Here is a 16,367-nt window from a genome sequence, read left to right as displayed (position 1 = left end):
GGAAACAGCGCAAAATGCCTGAATATTCACGACCAATACGGTATTGAAGAAGGGAAACCCGGCAATTTGATTCTGTTGGACTCTGAGACAGTATTTGATGCCATCAGACGGCAGTCGGTGGTAACTCACTCTTTCCGTAACGGCCAGCTGATAGCAGAAACCAGACCTGCACAGACATCTGTCAAGGCAAATCAATCGCTGTCTGGCAATATCGATTATTCTTTTTGCCCTCAGTAAGCTTTTTACAGCCTCTCTTGGACGGCATTAGAGGTTGACTCTTCCCTCCCGGGACCAGCCTGCTGAAAAAATCATTTCCCCCTCTTGGGGACGTCATATTATTCACGTTAGAATGACCGCCTTAAAATGAAAACATAGCCCGGTGCAGTCTCACACTTTCGCACTTATGGCAGTCAACCGTCCTTTTTAGTCGTAACCAAACCATGAAAAACAGCGATTTACAGGCTCGCTTCAACGCCATACGCTCCAACAAGATATTTGAACTCTTTGTCGTCAGCATCATCATCTTCTCTGCCCTGGTTATTGGTGCAAAGACCTACAACCTGCCAACCTACCTCGAAAGCACTATCAGTGTGCTGGATGTCGGCATCACACTCTTTTTTCTGGTGGAGATACTGATCCGCTTTTTTGGGGAAGAGAACAAAAAGAATTTCTTCAAGTCCGGCTGGAATCTCTTTGATACCCTGATTGTGATCGTCAGCCTGATCCCGGTCAGCGATACCGAGATGGCTCTGGTGGGCCGATTGATCAGAATTTTCCGGGTGCTGCGGATGATTTCAGTTATCCCCGAGCTTCGACTGCTGCTGAACTCACTACTGAAAGCCCTGCCGCAACTGGGTTACGTCATGCTGCTGATGTTCATCATTTTTTATATCTATGCCGCTGTTGGCAGCACTTTCTTCCTGAATATCAACCCTGAACTCTGGGGTAATATTTCCGTCAGTATGCTAACCCTGTTCAGGGTCATGACTTTCGAAGACTGGACCGATGTCATGTACGAAACCATGACCGTCTATCCATTAAGTTGGGCTTACTATCTCAGTTTTATTTTCTTCACGACGTTCGCGTTTCTGAACATGATCATCGGCATTGTCGTCAATGTTCTGGAGGAAGAGCGTCAAAAAGTGCGTAGGGAAGAAGAAGCTGTAAAGAATAAGGGTCAACCTACCCTTGAAGACCTTGAGCAGCAGCTGAACGGAATCAAACTACTCCTGCAAAAGGAAAGCCACTGAATGAGCCGCTGCCAGACTGTTTAGTCTGGCAGGTTGGACGTGTTCAGAACAGACGGTTCAAACCATCCAAAGTAGCCACGCGGTAGGCTTCGGCCATAGTCGGGTAGTTAAATGTGGTGTTCAGGAAGTAGCGAATATTATTGGCCTCTCCCTTCTGGGACATCACCGCCTGACCAATGTGTACGATCTCGGATGCCTGGTCACCAAAGCAGTGAATACCCAGCACTTCGCCGGTATCGCGGTGGAACAGGATTTTCAGCATACCAACGGTTTCGCCGGTAATCTGGGCACGGGCCAGCCTTGAGAAGAAAGCTTTGCCCACTTCATAGGGCACAGCTGCGGCTGTCAGCTCTTCTTCGGTTTTACCCAGCGAGCTGATTTCCGGAATGGTATAGATACCGGTCGGTACTTCGTTGACAAAACGCCATTGACCGGCATGTTCAATATTACCTGCGGCAGACCTGCCCTGATCATAAGCGGCACTGGCGAGACTGGGCCAGCCAATTACATCACCCGCTGCGTAGATATGCTCGATCTCTGTCTGATAGTTCTCATTAACAGACAATTGCCCCCGACTGTTCGGCTTCAAACCTATCAGTTCAAGGCCCATGTCCTGAGTATTGCCCGTTCTGCCATTGGCCCACAGAAGAATATCTGCTTTCAGTTTCTTGCCTGACTTCAGGTGCATCACCACACCGTCATCCAGCATTTCTACTTTCTGGTATTCCTCATTGTGGCGAATGATGACGTTCATTTTCCTCAGCTGATAGCCCAGCGCATCGGAAATCTCTTTATCCAGGAAGGAGAGCAGACGATCACGGGTATCCACCAAATCCACCAACACACCCAGACCAGAGAAAATAGAGGCATACTCAGAACCAATAACACCGGCTCCGTAGATGATCATCCGGCGTGGAGTGGTGGTTAGCTGAAGAATGGAATCACTGTCGTAAATCCGTGGATGACGGAAGTTGACATCAGCAGGCTGGTAAGGACGGGAACCGGTGGCAATCAGGATATTGGTACCATGAAGCTTTTCGACATTGCCATTTTCCTGCTGAACCTCAATGGTATGTTCATCGACAAAGGAGGCATGACCAAAATAAAGATCAATCCGGTTTCGGGCATAATACAGGGTACGGGACTGCACCTGTTTCTGAATAACACGTTCAGCCGTCTTCAGCACCTTGGGGAAGCTGAACCAGCGGGGCTCGCCAATCTCACGAAACATGGGATTGGTGTTGAAGTCCATGATCTGTTTAACAGAGTGCCGCAGAGACTTGGAAGGTATGGTGCCCAAGTGGGTACAGTTACCACCGACAAACGCATTCTGCTCAACGACCGCAACCTTCTTGCCCAGCTTGACAGCGTTCATTGCTGCGCCCTCACCCGCTGGCCCGGAACCCAATACAACCAGATCGTAGTGACTCACGCCCATCCTTTAACCCTCAAAGCGGTTCAGGCAGCATTGCAGCAGATCATTATCCGAGTATGCGGAGATCGATCGTACTGCAACGCTTCCTTATTTTTATTAATTTCCTCAAAGGCTGTTCATATTTTTTGAGGAACAGCCTCTCAACTTTCAACAGAGAAGCATCCGACCCTCTGTACTCTGAAACTCTGGTTTTTCCGGATATAACTTGAACTAAGTACCTGACTTCTTTACAGCCTTGTCGGCAGTCGCATCATAAAACAGATGCTCCATATCCTTATGTTGACCTTCAGAGAAAGGGTCGTTCTTATCCCCTCCGCCACAGATCATGCAGCCATCCTTGAGGCCAAGGTTACTCAAACCACCACAGGAGCCCTTGATCGGTTTGTTGGCAACAATGACACCAATGGCCATCAGGGCGATCAGTACCAGAAAGGTTCCAAATGTAATCAGCATCAGTGTCATGATATTACTCTCCTGACCAGAGGCCCGAATCTAAAAAAACAGTCTTGCTTATTCATCAAACATCTTGCGGGCACTGTTTTTAGCACAATAAGTGCGCTGTCGTTGGTAATGGCAGGTAAGGTCATCAATCCGGCCATTTCTCAATTCTGTTTTGGCAGATAGGGTTTAAATGCATCACTGCTAACTGCGTCAAAGCCTTTATCTGTATGATAGGTAAAGTAGGCCGCGATTCCCTCTCTGTTGGCCAGCTTCAGGCCTTCTTTATCACCCAAAACCATAAACAGGGTCGCCAGTGCATCAGCTTCTGCAACATTATCCTCAATCACAGCCACTTCTGCCAAACGCCCCATCTCAGGACGACCAGTTCGCGGATTAATCGTGTGGGAATACTTGTGGCCATCCACTTCAAAATAATTCAGATAGTCACCCGATGTTGCCATGGCTTTGTTTTCCAATTCAACAATCAGGGCAGGCTTACTATCGGTCATGGCTGGTCCACGGATACCCAGTTTCCAGAGAGAACCATCTGGTTTAGGGTCACCGACTTTGACCTCACCACCGATCTCAACCAGATAACTGTTAATGCCTTCTGAGTTGAGCAGATAAGCCACTTTATCGACACCGTAACCTTTGGCAATAGAGCTGAGATCGACAAAGACGTCTTTGGTTCGGGTCAGTAAATCGTTTCGGGTATCTGCTATAACTGCCTGATAACCCACTTTAGCTTGGGCTGCGGCAATCTCTTCATCAGAAGGCAACTTGGCCGGATAGTTATTTATCATCCATTCTATAAACTCCGGGGCTTGCTTATCAGCGGTACCAGACGATGCTTTTTTGCTTTGTGAGGGTTGCCTGCCGGCATCAGAAGGACCAAAGCCCCACAGATTGACCACTGGACCCACAGTCACATCGTAAGCACCATCCGACATGCGGGAAATCACCAGACTTTTTTCAACAAGATCCACCAGCTCATCGGAAGCTTTGAATGGCTTCCCGATTTCAGAGCGGTTGAATTGCATCAGTTCGGAATCTTCACGGTAAGTTGACATACTGTCATTAATCGCCTCCAGCAGCCCGTCAACCTGCTTTTTAACATTGTCTGTCGAATGGGAAAAAGGCCTTGAAACATAGGTAATAGTGTAAGTAGTACCCATGGTTTCACCCTTTATGTGCTTCAGGGTAGGGCGCAAAGACAAAGCATAAAAGCCAACAGCCAGAAGAATTAAGCCAATCAGCAGTGACCGCTTGTAGGATTTGGACAACAACCTGTTCTCTCCCGTTGAAGCTGGAAAAGCCATTCTGACACTTCCAGAATTCGTTCAAGGAGGCGCAGTGTACCACCGGGAGTGGTGAATCGTCATCCGTACAGAGCACCAGCGAGCGTTCTTATCTGAGCACGCCCTCAGCGCTGTTAGAGTTCATCCCTTGAATCAAGGAGATTCGGCTTCACAACGCCCTTTTCGTCCACCACATGGGTAGTAAAAGAATGGAAGTAGTTCAATCCGGTTAATGGATAGCTCAGCCCCTCCAGCTTGTCGGGGCGGGTGTAGCTTGCAGAAGCTTTTTCCCAATTGCATTGCCTGGGCACTATCCAGGCACCTTTTTTCCACGCTTCTCCAGAGGTCAGACCGGTATCGCATTGATAAACATACTGCCCAAAACCATTAAAGTCTGCTTCTGCAGAAAAGATGATGCCCTTTTTCATACTGATCATATGATGATGCGCATAGCGTTTTTTCTTATCTTCAGAGGCTGGCAGTAAATCAGAATGATCCTGAAAGTCATGGGTGACTCTGAATGTTTTGGGATAACCGTCTTCAAGCAAAGGAGGTTCCTTACCATCCAGTACTTTTGAGCTCACCGCTTTTCCCCAGGCACCAATATAAGCCATGCTTACCGGCTCTACAGGGTATCGAACAACGACCAACTGGTGATGCTTGCCCCTGAGCACCATTGACCGGGTATAAGGATCAACATTGAGGCCACTGAAGTCTCCCCTTAAAGAGGAGTTCTCGCCAACTACGTGTATTGCTAATAAATCGCTCGTCGTATAGCGGGTTTCACCAAACTGCACCAGACCATCCCCTTTCGCATTGATCGGTTCATCCTTTATATCAACCCAATGGCTGGCAGGTTCTCCACCCTCGAGGGCGAGACTTTGCAGGATAGCCCTGGAGTAATAACTCTGCGGTTTCTTCAGATTTCTTTGCATGACACCCAGGACATGGAAAGTTCCTTCTTTATCCTGATAAATATCTAAACCGGTCACGGGCTTGGAGTGATCAACCCCCTCTCGGCTACCCCCCATTGGAAGATAGCTTCCCCATCTCGAATTTACCCAAGCCGGAACCGTCACCAGTTGCTCCTTATCGATGTCGATGATAAAAAGATTTCCGTGCTGGGCGGCAAACAACCAGTTTTTTTTATAGCGCCGATTAAATTCGGCACTGTGGGCCAGATAAACAGGCGAGTTGGCATGAGGTAAGAGGTAACCAAGATTAGGTGATGGTGAAACTATCATGAAATCGAATTTTCCATGAGTCCCAATAAACACCCGACCGTTAGAACAACCAAAGGCAAACTGGTTGTTACCCAGAGGCTTATGAAATGTACTCAAACTGTGATGATGCGCCAAGGTTATGTTGGTCAGGGGAATATTGGTAAATTCATTCATCACACAGCCGGGAAGGTAATCATTAAAAACCGTTTTCCAGGCTTTGCTGCCTGCCGTGCTTTCAATAACAACGGCGTTGCCATCTCTATTGACAGCTCCGAGCTGAAATACCACGGTTTCCTCAGCATGTGAATTCAACGAGGATACCAGCGTGACAGACGACAAAATCAGGGCTTTAAGTGTCCGGATCATACAAACCTCCCTATCAGGGTAATAGTGTAACTACGAGTAAATGGCCTCTGAGTGTTTTGACTCAGTAAATTGCCAAGGGTTCAATGAAACGGACAAGTTTAGACAAACGGGCTTAGTACGCCACAGAGTGGAAAAGGCAAGAAAGGCAGGCCAGGCCGACCGGGCACAGACCGTCATTTTGAAGGCATCATCTTCTTGCCTGACAACTCGGTAGCCAGCAGTTCATGTTCATAGGTGACGGGATGTGGACGCCCCTGCCCTTTTCGGAGCTAGTCCTGTTAGAGTTCATCTCTTGGTCTAGGATGATTGGGATTAATAACGCTCGTTTTTTCCTCCACCTGAGCTATGAAGGGATGGATTTCGTCCATTACCCGGGTCGTGAAAGAATGATAGTAGTTTAATCCCGTTAATCGATAGTTCAGCCCCTCCAGCTTGTCGGGTCGGGTGAATCTGGCAGAAGCTTTTTCCCAATTGCATTGCCTGGGCTCTATCCAGGCACCTTTTTTCCAGGCTTCTCCAGAGGTCAGACCGGTATCGCATTGATAGACGTACTGACCAAAACCCTCGGAGTCTGCTTCTGCAGAAAAGATAATGCCTTTTTTCATACTGATCATATGATGGTGTGCATAACGTTTCTTCTTATCTTCAGTGACCGGCAGTAGATCAGAATCATACTTCAGGTCATGGGTGACTCTGAATGTCTTGGGATAACCATCTTTAAGCAGCGGAGGCTCTTTGCCATCCAGTTTTTTTGAGCTTACCGATTTTCCCCAGGCACCAGCGACATAACCCACATTTACCGGTTCTACAGGGTATCGAATAATGACCAGCTGGTGATACTTACCCCTTAGCACCATTGCCCGGGTATAAGGGTCAACATTGAGGCCACTGAGGTCTCCTCTTAAAGAGGAATTCGTACCAGGGTGGTGTATCCCATTTTCCACATCTGTTATAAACAGGGTTTCACCAAACTGTAACAGACCATCTCCTGCCTTGTTGATCGGTTCATCGTCTATTTCATGCCAATAGCTGTAGGGGATTCCATCTTTGAGCGTTACACGTTGCAGGAGCGCTCTGGAATAATGACTCTGCTTTTTCTCCAGTTTTCTTTGCATAACACCCAACACATGGAAAGTCCCTTTTTTGTCCTGGTAGATATCCAGCCCGGTCATGGGCATAGAGTAATCAACACCCATGCGGAAATCCCACATAGAGAGGTAGTTTCCTTCTACCCAGTCCGGAAACGTCACCAGCTGCCTCTTGTCGATATCGATAATAAACAGGTGTCCATGCTGGGCAGCAAACAACCAGTTTTTCTTGTAGCGCTGATTAAATTCGACACTGTGGGCGAGATAAACAGGTGAGTTGGCATAGGGTAAATTGAAGTAACCAAGATTAGGAGATGGAGAATTTACCGAGAAAGGCTCCTCTCCTTCGCCCCCAACAAACACCAAACCGTTAGAACAACCAAAAGCAAACCGGTTGTTTCCCAGGGGCATGTGAAAAGAACTCAGACTGTAACGATGAGCCATAGTTTTGCTGGTCAGGGGGATATTGGTAAATTCATTCATTACACAACCGGGAAGGTTGCCATTAAAAACCGTTTTCCAAGCCTTGCTACCTGGACTGCTTTCGATAACAACTGCGTTACCGTCGCTGTTGACCGCTCCAAGCTGAAACACCAATGTTTCCTTAGCTTGTGAAATCGGTGAGGAAAGCAGAGCGACAGATGAAAACAACAGGGCTTTAAGAGTCCGAATCATAAAAACCTCGAAATCAGGACGACGGATGAAGCCATAAGTGCTTGGCCTTTATGAAATTCGACTCAATAAATTGCCAAGGGCTCAATGAAGCGGATAAGTTTAGACTAGCGGGCTGAATGCTCCACGCATCAGGAAAGGCAGGTCAGGCGGTCACCCAGAGAATAACGGCATCTTCCTCGCTGAGGGAAATCAGAGCATGCCCCATCTCGGCATCGTAATAGGTGCTATCACCCTCATTGAGCTCTACCGGTTGATAAAACTCTGTGTAGAGCATGATTTTGCCACTGAGAACCAGCAAAAATTCTTCACCCTCATGCCTGACCCAATCCTGATAATCCTCAAATGACCGGGCACAAACCGTCGTTTTGAAGGGCACCATCTTCTTGCCCGACAATTCAGTGGCCAGCAGTTCATGTTCGTAGGTGGTGGTGGGATGCGGACGCCCCTGCCCTTTTCGGGTGATGTCCCTGCGCCCGCTGGCTGCTTTCTTTTCTGCAGGCTGGGTGAACAACTGGGGAATATCAATACCCAGCCCTCTTACCAGTTTGGTTACAGCGGTGAAGGTGGGCGATATCTGCTCATTTTCTATCTTGGAGAGTGTTGATCGGGCGAGGCCAGTTTTCTGACTGGCTTCTTCCAGTGTCAGATTAAGACTCAGACGGATTTCCCGGACTCGCTGTCCCAGTTGCAACGGCTCAACAGCATCCTCCCTGTGACTGCGGGAGATGATGACCGACTGTTTTTCCTTCTCTAAAAAGTGCGCCTGCTCTGATATTTCCTGCTCTGACATTTATAGTTATCTCGACATCCAGACGTGCTTGATACTATATAAGGTTCCCGAAAAAAGAAATAAGCTACCCGGAAATTAAACTCTCTAAAAAAGTGCCAAAGAACATTCAGCGTTGTATTTACTCAATTATTTCATTAAGTTAGGCGTACTGTCAGGATAAGAAACCTTAAAACTATCCGTCTCGTCCTGACCCTGATCATTTAACTGAACTGACACCCTTTGGCGTCACATAACAAAGAACCAAGAACAATAACAGAACAGCAAATAGCGTGGAGTAAAGTTTCAAAATGGAAACACTGACCGAAATCATCGGTGCCATTAATGGCGTCGTATGGGGACCCATGATGTTGGTCCTCATGCTGGGGGTAGGACTATTCCTGATGCTGGGCCTGCGACTGATGCCCATCCTGAAGCTGGGCACCGGCTTTAAGCTTCTCTGGCAAGGCCGCAGCGCCGAGTCCGGTGACTCCGGCGAAATCCCTCCCTTCCAGGCCCTGATGACTGCCCTTTCTGCCACCATCGGTACCGGTAACATTGCCGGTGTTGCCACTGCCGTCTTTATGGGGGGCCCCGGTGCGCTGTTCTGGATGTGGTGTACTGCTCTGGTGGGTATGGCAACCAAATTCTCAGAAGCCGTACTGGCCGTTAAATTCCGTGAGGTCGACGAAAACGGCAAGCACTACGGGGGCCCAATGTACTATATCAAAAATGGTCTGGGTTCGCGCTGGACGTGGCTGGGCACCGCCTTCGCTATTTTCGGTGCCATTGCCGGCTTCGGCATCGGCAACACCGTTCAGTCCAACTCGGTGGCTGACGTTCTGCATAGTAACTTCAACCTGCCTCCTGTGGTGACCGGTTTTATTCTGATGTTCCTGGTGGGTGCTGTCCTGATTGGCGGCATCCGTCGTATCGGTGCGGTTGCCAGTACTCTGGTTCCCCTGATGGCCACTGCCTATCTGGTGGCTGGTCTGGTTGTTCTGGCTATCAATGCTGATCAAATTCCTGCCGCCCTCAGCCTGGTCTTCACGCACGCCTTTACGCCTACTGCGGCTACCGGCGGTTTTGCAGGCGCTGCGGTATGGGCCGCCATTCGTTTTGGTGTCGCTCGCGGTGTGTTCTCTAACGAAGCCGGTCTGGGTTCTGCGCCTATCGCTCATGCGGCAGCCAAAACCAACGACCCGGTTCGTCAGGGACTGATTGCCATGCTGGGTACTTTCCTGGACACTATCATTGTCTGTTCCATCACCGGTCTGGTCATCATAACTTCCGGTGCCTGGACTTCGGGGGCGACCGGTGCCGCGCTGACTTCTGCCGCTTTTGCTGAAGCACTGCCGGGGGTCGGTAATTACGTGGTTGCCATATCTCTTGCCATCTTTGCCTTTACGACCATTCTGGGCTGGAGCTTCTACGGCGAGCGTTGCGTAGTATTCCTGATGGGTCCAAGAGCCGTGAAAGCCTACCGTTTCCTTTGGATCGTAGCGGTTCCAGTGGGCGCTACTGTCAGCCTGGATTTCATCTGGCTCGTAGCTGACACTATGAACGCTATGATGGCTATTCCCAACCTGATTGCCCTGGCACTGCTTAGCCCGGTGGTATTCAGGCTGGTGCGTGAATACTTTGGCAAGCAATCTGAAACATCAGAGGCAGTCACTGACTAAAAAGAGCTCTAACCAGCTCCAACGAAGGTGCAAACAGATCTACCATCTGTTTGCACCTCTCTTCATCACCCTCTCGTCATTAAGTACTTCACTCCTTGCCCAAACCCTGATAAATATTCAGAGAGCCATAAAAAAGCACTACCCGCCTGCCCTGTCACTGCTAATATTCCAGAAACCTGTCGTTTCAGTTAGTGGTCAGGAGTCTTTTTTATGGCCAGTAAAGATATCAGGAACCATCGAATGTCTGACGAGGTTTATCAGGAGAATTTTTCTGATATCAAGCCTCCACTGTCGTTTTATCAGTCCAGACTGGAAGCAGGTCGCTGCCTCTATTGTCATGATGCCCCCTGCATCTCTGCCTGCCCGACAGGTATTAACATTCCCTCGTTTATCCATCGAATCGCTGATCAAAATGTGGACGGTGCTGCCCAGGTTATTCTGGAAGAAAACATTCTCGGGGGGAGCTGTGCCCGGGTTTGTCCAACAGAAGTCCTTTGTGAGCAGGCCTGCGTTCGCAATCACCCGCCAGAATGTAAACCCGTAATGATAGGCCGCTTGCAAAGGTTCGCTATTGACCATCGGCAGACAGCTGCTCACCCATTTATCCGCGCGCAGACAACAGGCCGAAGCGTCGCGGTTGTGGGTGCAGGTCCTGCCGGCCTGGCCTGCGCACACAAGTTGGCCAGACTGGGGCATGACATCACCGTATTCGATGCTCATAGCAAACCCGGCGGGCTCAATGAGTACGGCATAGCTGCTTACAAACTGGTAGAGGACTACGCCCAGAAGGAAATCAGATTCATTTTCGAAATCGGTGGTATAACCCTTGAAGCAGGCAGCAGAATCAATCTTGGCCACCAGCTTGCCGACCTGTCTGTTCAGTTTGATGCGGTCTTTCTTGGCATTGGACTGGAGTCTGCGAAATCCCTTGGGCTGCCTGATGAGCCATCCGAAGGCGTTGAGGAAGCCCTTGGAGCCATCAAAACGCTTCGTCAGACCAAAAACCTGGCTGAGCTGCCAGTGGCTTCAAGGGTGGTTGTGATCGGCGGTGGTAATACAGCCATTGATATAGCCTGCCAAATGCGCCGGTTGGGAGCAGAAGAAGTCACACTCGCTTATCGAAGAGGTATTCAACAGATGTCAGCGACCCATCATGAACAGTTATTCGCAAAAGAAAACGGTGTTCGCATTATTCCCTGGATGAAACCCACAGGCTTTGAATCAAAAGCCGGGCAATTACGTGGCGTTCGTTTTGTGAGAACAGCAGAGGCTCCTACTGGCGAGTTGATTGAAACCGGCGAGCAAATAACGATGACTGCCGACCGGGCATACAAGGCCATTGGCCAGACCATAACAGCGGACAGTTTTGCTTACGGAAAACTGGCCCTTAGCAAGAATGGAAAAATCAGGGTGAACGATCAATTCAGGACATCTATCAGTAATGTCTGGGCAGGAGGTGACTGTGTCGATAAAGGGGAGGATCTCACTGTCCATGCGGTTCAGCATGGCAAACTGGCTGCTCAAGCTATCCATCAGTTCCTGCAACCGCCCGAAGTACAGGTAGAACAAGGCGATGGCAGACCTTAGCTGCGAGTTTCTCGGGATTCAGTCTCCCAATCCATTCTGGTTAGCTTCAGCGCCACCCACGGATAAGGCATACAACATTTGCCGGGCATTTTCTGCAGGCTGGGGAGGAGCTGTCTGGAAAACTCTGGGCGAAGATCCGCCACCAGCCAATGTTTGCTCAAGGTATTCCGCTCATCGGGATACTCATGGGCGGATTCTGGGCATCAACAACATTGAACTGATTTCTGATCGACCGTTACAAGTTAACCTGGATGAAATCAAACAAACCAAGAAAGACTGGCCCGACCGGGCTTTAGTTGTCTCCCTGATGGTGCCCTGTAAAGAAGAGAGCTGGAAACGTATTCTCAACCAGGTTGAAGCCACTGACTGTGACGGTGTCGAACTCAATTTTGGTTGCCCCCACGGCATGCCGGAGCTGGGCATGGGAGCGGCTGTAGGGCAAGTACCCGAACTCATTACTAAAGTCACGCGATGGTGTAAACAACATACACGACTGCCGGTTATCGTTAAGCTGACGCCTAATGTCACCGATATTGTCCAGACAGCCATTGCCGCTCAGGCAGGTGGCGCGAATGCTGTCTCACTGATCAATACCATTAACTCCATTACCAGCATCAATCTTGATACCATGGTTGGCTATCCACCCGTAGGCAATCATTGCACCAGCGGCGGTTATTGCGGCGAGGCCGTAAAGCCTATTGCCCTGAACATGGTGGGGCAACTGGCACGGCACGATGAGACAGCCAAACTCAGTGTATCCGCTATGGGCGGCATCACGACCTGGAGAGATGCTGCAGAATACCTGTCATTGGGGGCAACAACCCTGCAGGTATGCACAGCGGTGATGCTGAATGGATTTAAGATCATTGATGAGCTGGTAGACGGACTCTCAAGATGGATGGATCAGAAAGGTTACCGGACACTGTCTGAATTTCGTGGGGCAGCGGTTGCCAGCCTGACTGACTGGAACAAACTGGATCTGACCTATAAAAGTGTTGCTCACATTGACCAGAGCCATTGTATCCAGTGTGGCCGTTGTTTTGCCGCTTGTGAAGATACTGAACATCAGGCTATAGCCTTTCAAACATCTGATGATGGAAAAGACCGGACGTTTGAAGTCATTACGGGGGAGTGTGTGGGTTGCAATCTATGTCAGATCACCTGTCCAGTTGAGGGGTGTATCACGATGATTAATCCTCCCGGGTCCAATCCAGAACTATAAATTGGCAAAGATCACTCAACTAGCCTGGGTGCATCTGTTCTGGGTAAAGCCCTTTTTTACGGCAATACTCACTCAGCTCTGCTTCAGAAAGTGCAGCAGTTTCAACGACTTCGGCAAAGCGGGCTTCAGCAGACCACTGCTCTGAATTATGTTCATTCCCTGGCACGGGCAACCCTTTATCTCTTAACTGTCTGCGCCAATTGTACAGGGTCTGCTCGCTAATGCCTTCTTCTTTGGCAACGTCAGGAACAGAGCGATTGAGGGGTGGTAAAAGCTTTTTCAATACAGCGGCTTTACGTTCTTCAGAATAACTAGCAGCCTGTCTACCGCCCCCGCTGTTTTATTAGTTGGTTGATTATTAACGGGGACAACAATCCTGACACAGTGGGTGGGTGGTAGGTATATGTAGTAAACGATTGACGTGCACCAAACGTTTGTCTCACCAAATCATCTTCTTTCACAAAGTCTAATGGAATCTTACTTTCTTCAACAGAGTTACGCGGCAATCGTAGCTTTCCTTTTGGAGCCAAACAAGCCCTTACTGCTAAAAAGTACTCATCTGAAAATCTCATAAAGTTACATAAAGGACCTTCATCTCTTATTTCATCGTATTTTTTATTGAGTGTTCTTAGAAATTCAGTTGCCCTTTTGTCTCCCCACTGCAGTAAAACATCAGGTTTAAGGCTTGCTATTATATCCAAAGTATCATGACCTGAATGACCGGAATGATGATCACCAAGATCATGACCACAGCCAAGTATTAAAACAGAATGTTTTTCTGGGTGCAGCCCATTTAAAATTACAACACCATATTTTTTGTGGATATTATCAAGCTCTTCATCTGTTACTGATGTTTTTAAATCTAGTTTTTTATTTTTCAAGTGAAGTTCAATAAAGTAATCCAGTTCATCATAAGCATCCAGAGAAAGTCGAGATTTTATTCTTTGAGCTTCGACTTTTGCTGATGGAGACTCCCCTCCGGAAGGGCATGTGTACAAAGGATTATCTATGTCATTCATTGAACTAAAGATCAGGTTGGCAATTTTTAAACCAGTTTTTTGAGAATCTTCACCGACGAACATTACACCCTTTTCAGTCAACTTTTTCTGTGTAATATGCAAATCCTGGTTTTTTGAATTATCAGGTAGATCCTTTACGTCAATCTTTCTTCTTTTAATATCCATACCAAAAGCTGCTATGCCTTCGCTAGCAGGTATTTTTTTTGTTTGAATCCTTTTAGTTTTACCAACATCCTGGTCTTCATCAGTTAAAGAACCACCCGCTTTGTTAATTGAAGATGGTTTTTTTCCTGGTATATCCATGTTTACTCTTTGTATCAATGTTAAGGTGAACCCACTGTCAAGACAGCAAATCAACGAGTCTGAGTTAAGTCCTGACAATCATCGAAAACTCCTCATGCAAAGTGAATTGCCTTCGGTGCGTTGTAATCCAACGACTGATGCACTCACTCTAGTAAATCGTCCAATCCTCCCTAAAGCTTAGAAACCGTCAAAAACAGTAGCTGTCCTTTCCACTGACTGAACTGGACAGCGGCAACCTGATGCTCACTGGCCAGCCGATTAAATTATAGTCTTGTCACCCCTTCAGGGTTCCAGTGCTACCATTGTACCTTCGTCACATCAACCCATTTGTTTCCAATAGGAAACAAATGGGTTGATGTGAAACATCCAAATTTGCTACTCTGCCAATACTCTGAATATCTGTTGGACTTCTTAAAATCATACGATTCGGGACTTATCGAAGAACAACATTGGTTTCTGTCAACCCAGTATCGTCAGGAGCCTAACCGATAGTAATACAAGCGGGGCGAACCATGGGACTGAGCATTTTCGACCTTTTTAAAATTGGCATCGGGCCTTCGTCTTCACATACAGTAGGCCCCATGGTGGCAGCCAACCGTTTTCTGGATGAACTCCACTCAAATCAGCACTTCGAGCAGGCACACCGTATAAAGGCCGACCTCTACGGCTCTCTGGCCATGACCGGAGAAGGGCACGCCACCGATGTTGCCGTCCTTCTTGGGCTCATGGGGGAGCACCCTGATAGAGTCAACCCTGATAAAGTGCACGAATACGTCTCTGATATAAAGGACAACAACCGACTGGAGCTGGGTGGAATCAGGGCCATTTCATTTCATTTCGACACTGATCTGCAATTTCATTTTGGAAACTCCCTGCCCAATCACCCCAATGGCATGTCACTGACAGCTCTGGATGCCAATGGGCAGATTCTTTATAAAAACCAATATTACTCGGTCGGTGGCGGTTTTGTTCTCAACGAACAGGAAGCTTCTTCCAATCTATCAACCAACCTGCAGTCTGCTCCCATTCCTTTCCCTTTTGAAAAGGGTCTGGACCTACTGGACCACGGCAAAAAAAGTGGTTTATCCATTGCCGAGCTGGTACTTGAAAACGAAAAACATCTGGGGCGCAGCCAGAATATTCCCAAGGATCTGATGGCCATCTGGCAGGTGATGGATCAATGTATCCAGCGCGGTTGCGAGCAAACCGGAAAATTGCCCGGAGGATTGGATGTTGACCGTCGTGCCAATGACATACACAAACGCCTGATCAACAAACCAAAAGATCAGTGGGATGACCTGCAAAGCATGGACTGGGTGAGTCTTTTTGCCCTGGCCGTGAATGAAGAGAATGCAGCGGGTGGTCGGGTCGTCACCGCACCCACTAACGGTGCTGCGGGAGTTATTCCAGCGGTTCTGGCTTATTATGATCGCTTTGTTCCCGGCAGTTCTGATCAGGGTATTCAGACTTTTCTGGCTACTGCTGCGGCCATCGGTATGTTGTACAAAAAGAACGCCTCCATTTCAGCCGCTGAAGTCGGCTGTCAGGGAGAGATCGGGGTAGCCTGCTCTATGGCAGCGGGAGCACTCTGCGCCGTTTTGGGCGGTACTAATGAACAGATAGAAAATGCAGCAGAAATTGGCATGGAACATAACCTTGGGCTGACCTGTGACCCGGTTGGAGGTCTGGTTCAGGTGCCATGCATAGAGCGAAACACTATGGGTGCAGTCAAGGCCATTAACGCGGCACGACTCGCCTTACAGGGTACCGGCCAGCATCGGGTCTCACTGGACAGCGTGATAGAAACCATGCACCAGACTGGCCTGGACATGCAGGATAAGTACAAGGAAACCGCCACCGGCGGACTGGCAGTCAATGTTGTCGTGTGCTGAGACTCGTGACAGATGCCAATAAAACCAAAAATAATCAGCACAAATACCCAGGATGCTCCGTATAACTAGGAGGCTGACCGAGAATAGCGCCCGTAGCGAGGACGGCAGAAAATTGAGGAT

At 48.5% G+C, this 16,367-nt stretch carries 12 protein-coding genes and 2 pseudogenes; 6 read left to right on the top strand and 8 right to left on the bottom strand.

Features of this window, described 5'->3' with window-relative positions; all coding sequences use genetic code 11:
• Positions 1-237: pseudogene (locus KDK16_RS01675) on the top strand (cytosine deaminase); the annotation flags it as partial.
• A gap of 203 nt (positions 238-440) precedes the next feature.
• Positions 441-1,250 carry an ion transporter gene (locus KDK16_RS01670; RefSeq protein ID WP_257274373.1) on the top strand — a complete coding sequence of 270 codons (810 nt, stop codon included), beginning with the start codon at positions 441-443 and terminating at the stop codon, positions 1,248-1,250.
• Positions 1,251-1,293: 43 nt separating this feature from the next.
• On the opposite strand, the gene sthA is transcribed toward KDK16_RS01670, so the two are convergent.
• The 6 genes from sthA to KDK16_RS01640 all read right to left on the bottom strand — a co-directional run bounded on the left by sthA (position 1,294) and on the right by KDK16_RS01640 (position 8,566).
• Positions 1,294-2,688, bottom strand: coding sequence for a Si-specific NAD(P)(+) transhydrogenase (gene sthA / locus KDK16_RS01665; protein ID WP_257274372.1), 1,395 nt, complete (start codon positions 2,686-2,688; stop codon positions 1,294-1,296).
• A 207-nt stretch (positions 2,689-2,895) separates the two neighbouring features.
• Complete coding sequence (nqrM, locus tag KDK16_RS01660; protein WP_257274371.1) at positions 2,896-3,147, bottom strand: (Na+)-NQR maturation NqrM; 252 nt, start codon at positions 3,145-3,147, stop codon at positions 2,896-2,898.
• A gap of 140 nt (positions 3,148-3,287) precedes the next feature.
• On the bottom strand, positions 3,288-4,445 hold the full coding sequence (locus KDK16_RS01655; protein ID WP_257274370.1) for an FAD:protein FMN transferase: 1,158 nt from the start codon (positions 4,443-4,445) through the stop codon (positions 3,288-3,290).
• A gap of 113 nt (positions 4,446-4,558) precedes the next feature.
• Positions 4,559-6,013: a hypothetical protein gene (locus KDK16_RS01650; RefSeq protein ID WP_257274369.1), complete on the bottom strand. Its 1,455-nt coding sequence runs from the start codon at positions 6,011-6,013 to the stop codon at positions 4,559-4,561.
• A 278-nt stretch (positions 6,014-6,291) separates the two neighbouring features.
• Entirely contained in the window at positions 6,292-7,776 is a 1,485-nt protein-coding gene (locus KDK16_RS01645; RefSeq protein WP_257274368.1) for a hypothetical protein, read from the bottom strand.
• Positions 7,777-7,918: 142 nt separating this feature from the next.
• Positions 7,919-8,566 (bottom strand): helix-turn-helix domain-containing protein, encoded by a 648-nt coding sequence (locus KDK16_RS01640; protein ID WP_257274367.1) that lies wholly within the window; start codon positions 8,564-8,566, stop codon positions 7,919-7,921.
• Positions 8,567-8,853: 287 nt separating this feature from the next.
• On the opposite strand from KDK16_RS01640, the gene KDK16_RS01635 reads away from it, so the two are divergent.
• The 3 genes from KDK16_RS01635 to preA all read left to right on the top strand — a co-directional run bounded on the left by KDK16_RS01635 (position 8,854) and on the right by preA (position 13,033).
• Complete coding sequence (locus tag KDK16_RS01635; RefSeq protein ID WP_257274366.1) at positions 8,854-10,224, top strand: sodium:alanine symporter family protein; 1,371 nt, start codon at positions 8,854-8,856, stop codon at positions 10,222-10,224.
• A 210-nt stretch (positions 10,225-10,434) separates the two neighbouring features.
• Positions 10,435-11,811 (top strand): NAD(P)-dependent oxidoreductase, encoded by a 1,377-nt coding sequence (locus tag KDK16_RS01630; protein WP_257274365.1) that lies wholly within the window; start codon positions 10,435-10,437, stop codon positions 11,809-11,811.
• Entirely contained in the window at positions 11,798-13,033 is a 1,236-nt protein-coding gene (gene preA / locus KDK16_RS01625) for an NAD-dependent dihydropyrimidine dehydrogenase subunit PreA (protein WP_257274364.1), read from the top strand. Before KDK16_RS01630 ends, preA begins: the two co-directional genes overlap by 14 nt.
• A 31-nt stretch (positions 13,034-13,064) precedes the next feature.
• Here the strand turns inward: preA and KDK16_RS01620 are convergent.
• Positions 13,065-13,349 (bottom strand): annotated as a pseudogene (locus tag KDK16_RS01620) (transposase); the annotation flags it as partial.
• 7 nt (positions 13,350-13,356) lie between these two features.
• Positions 13,357-14,355, bottom strand: a complete 999-nt coding sequence (locus KDK16_RS01615; protein ID WP_257274363.1) for a hypothetical protein — start codon at positions 14,353-14,355, stop codon at positions 13,357-13,359.
• Between the two features lie 512 nt (positions 14,356-14,867).
• Between KDK16_RS01615 and KDK16_RS01610 the strand changes: the two genes are divergently transcribed.
• Positions 14,868-16,247: an L-serine ammonia-lyase gene (locus KDK16_RS01610; RefSeq protein ID WP_257274362.1), complete on the top strand. Its 1,380-nt coding sequence runs from the start codon at positions 14,868-14,870 to the stop codon at positions 16,245-16,247.
• Positions 16,248-16,367 lie beyond the last annotated feature (120 nt).

It is taken from the genome of Endozoicomonas sp. SESOKO4 (genome assembly GCF_024606275.1).
Note: the sequence above shows the minus strand (reverse complement) of the source record. Positions and strands in the feature narration are given on the sequence as shown.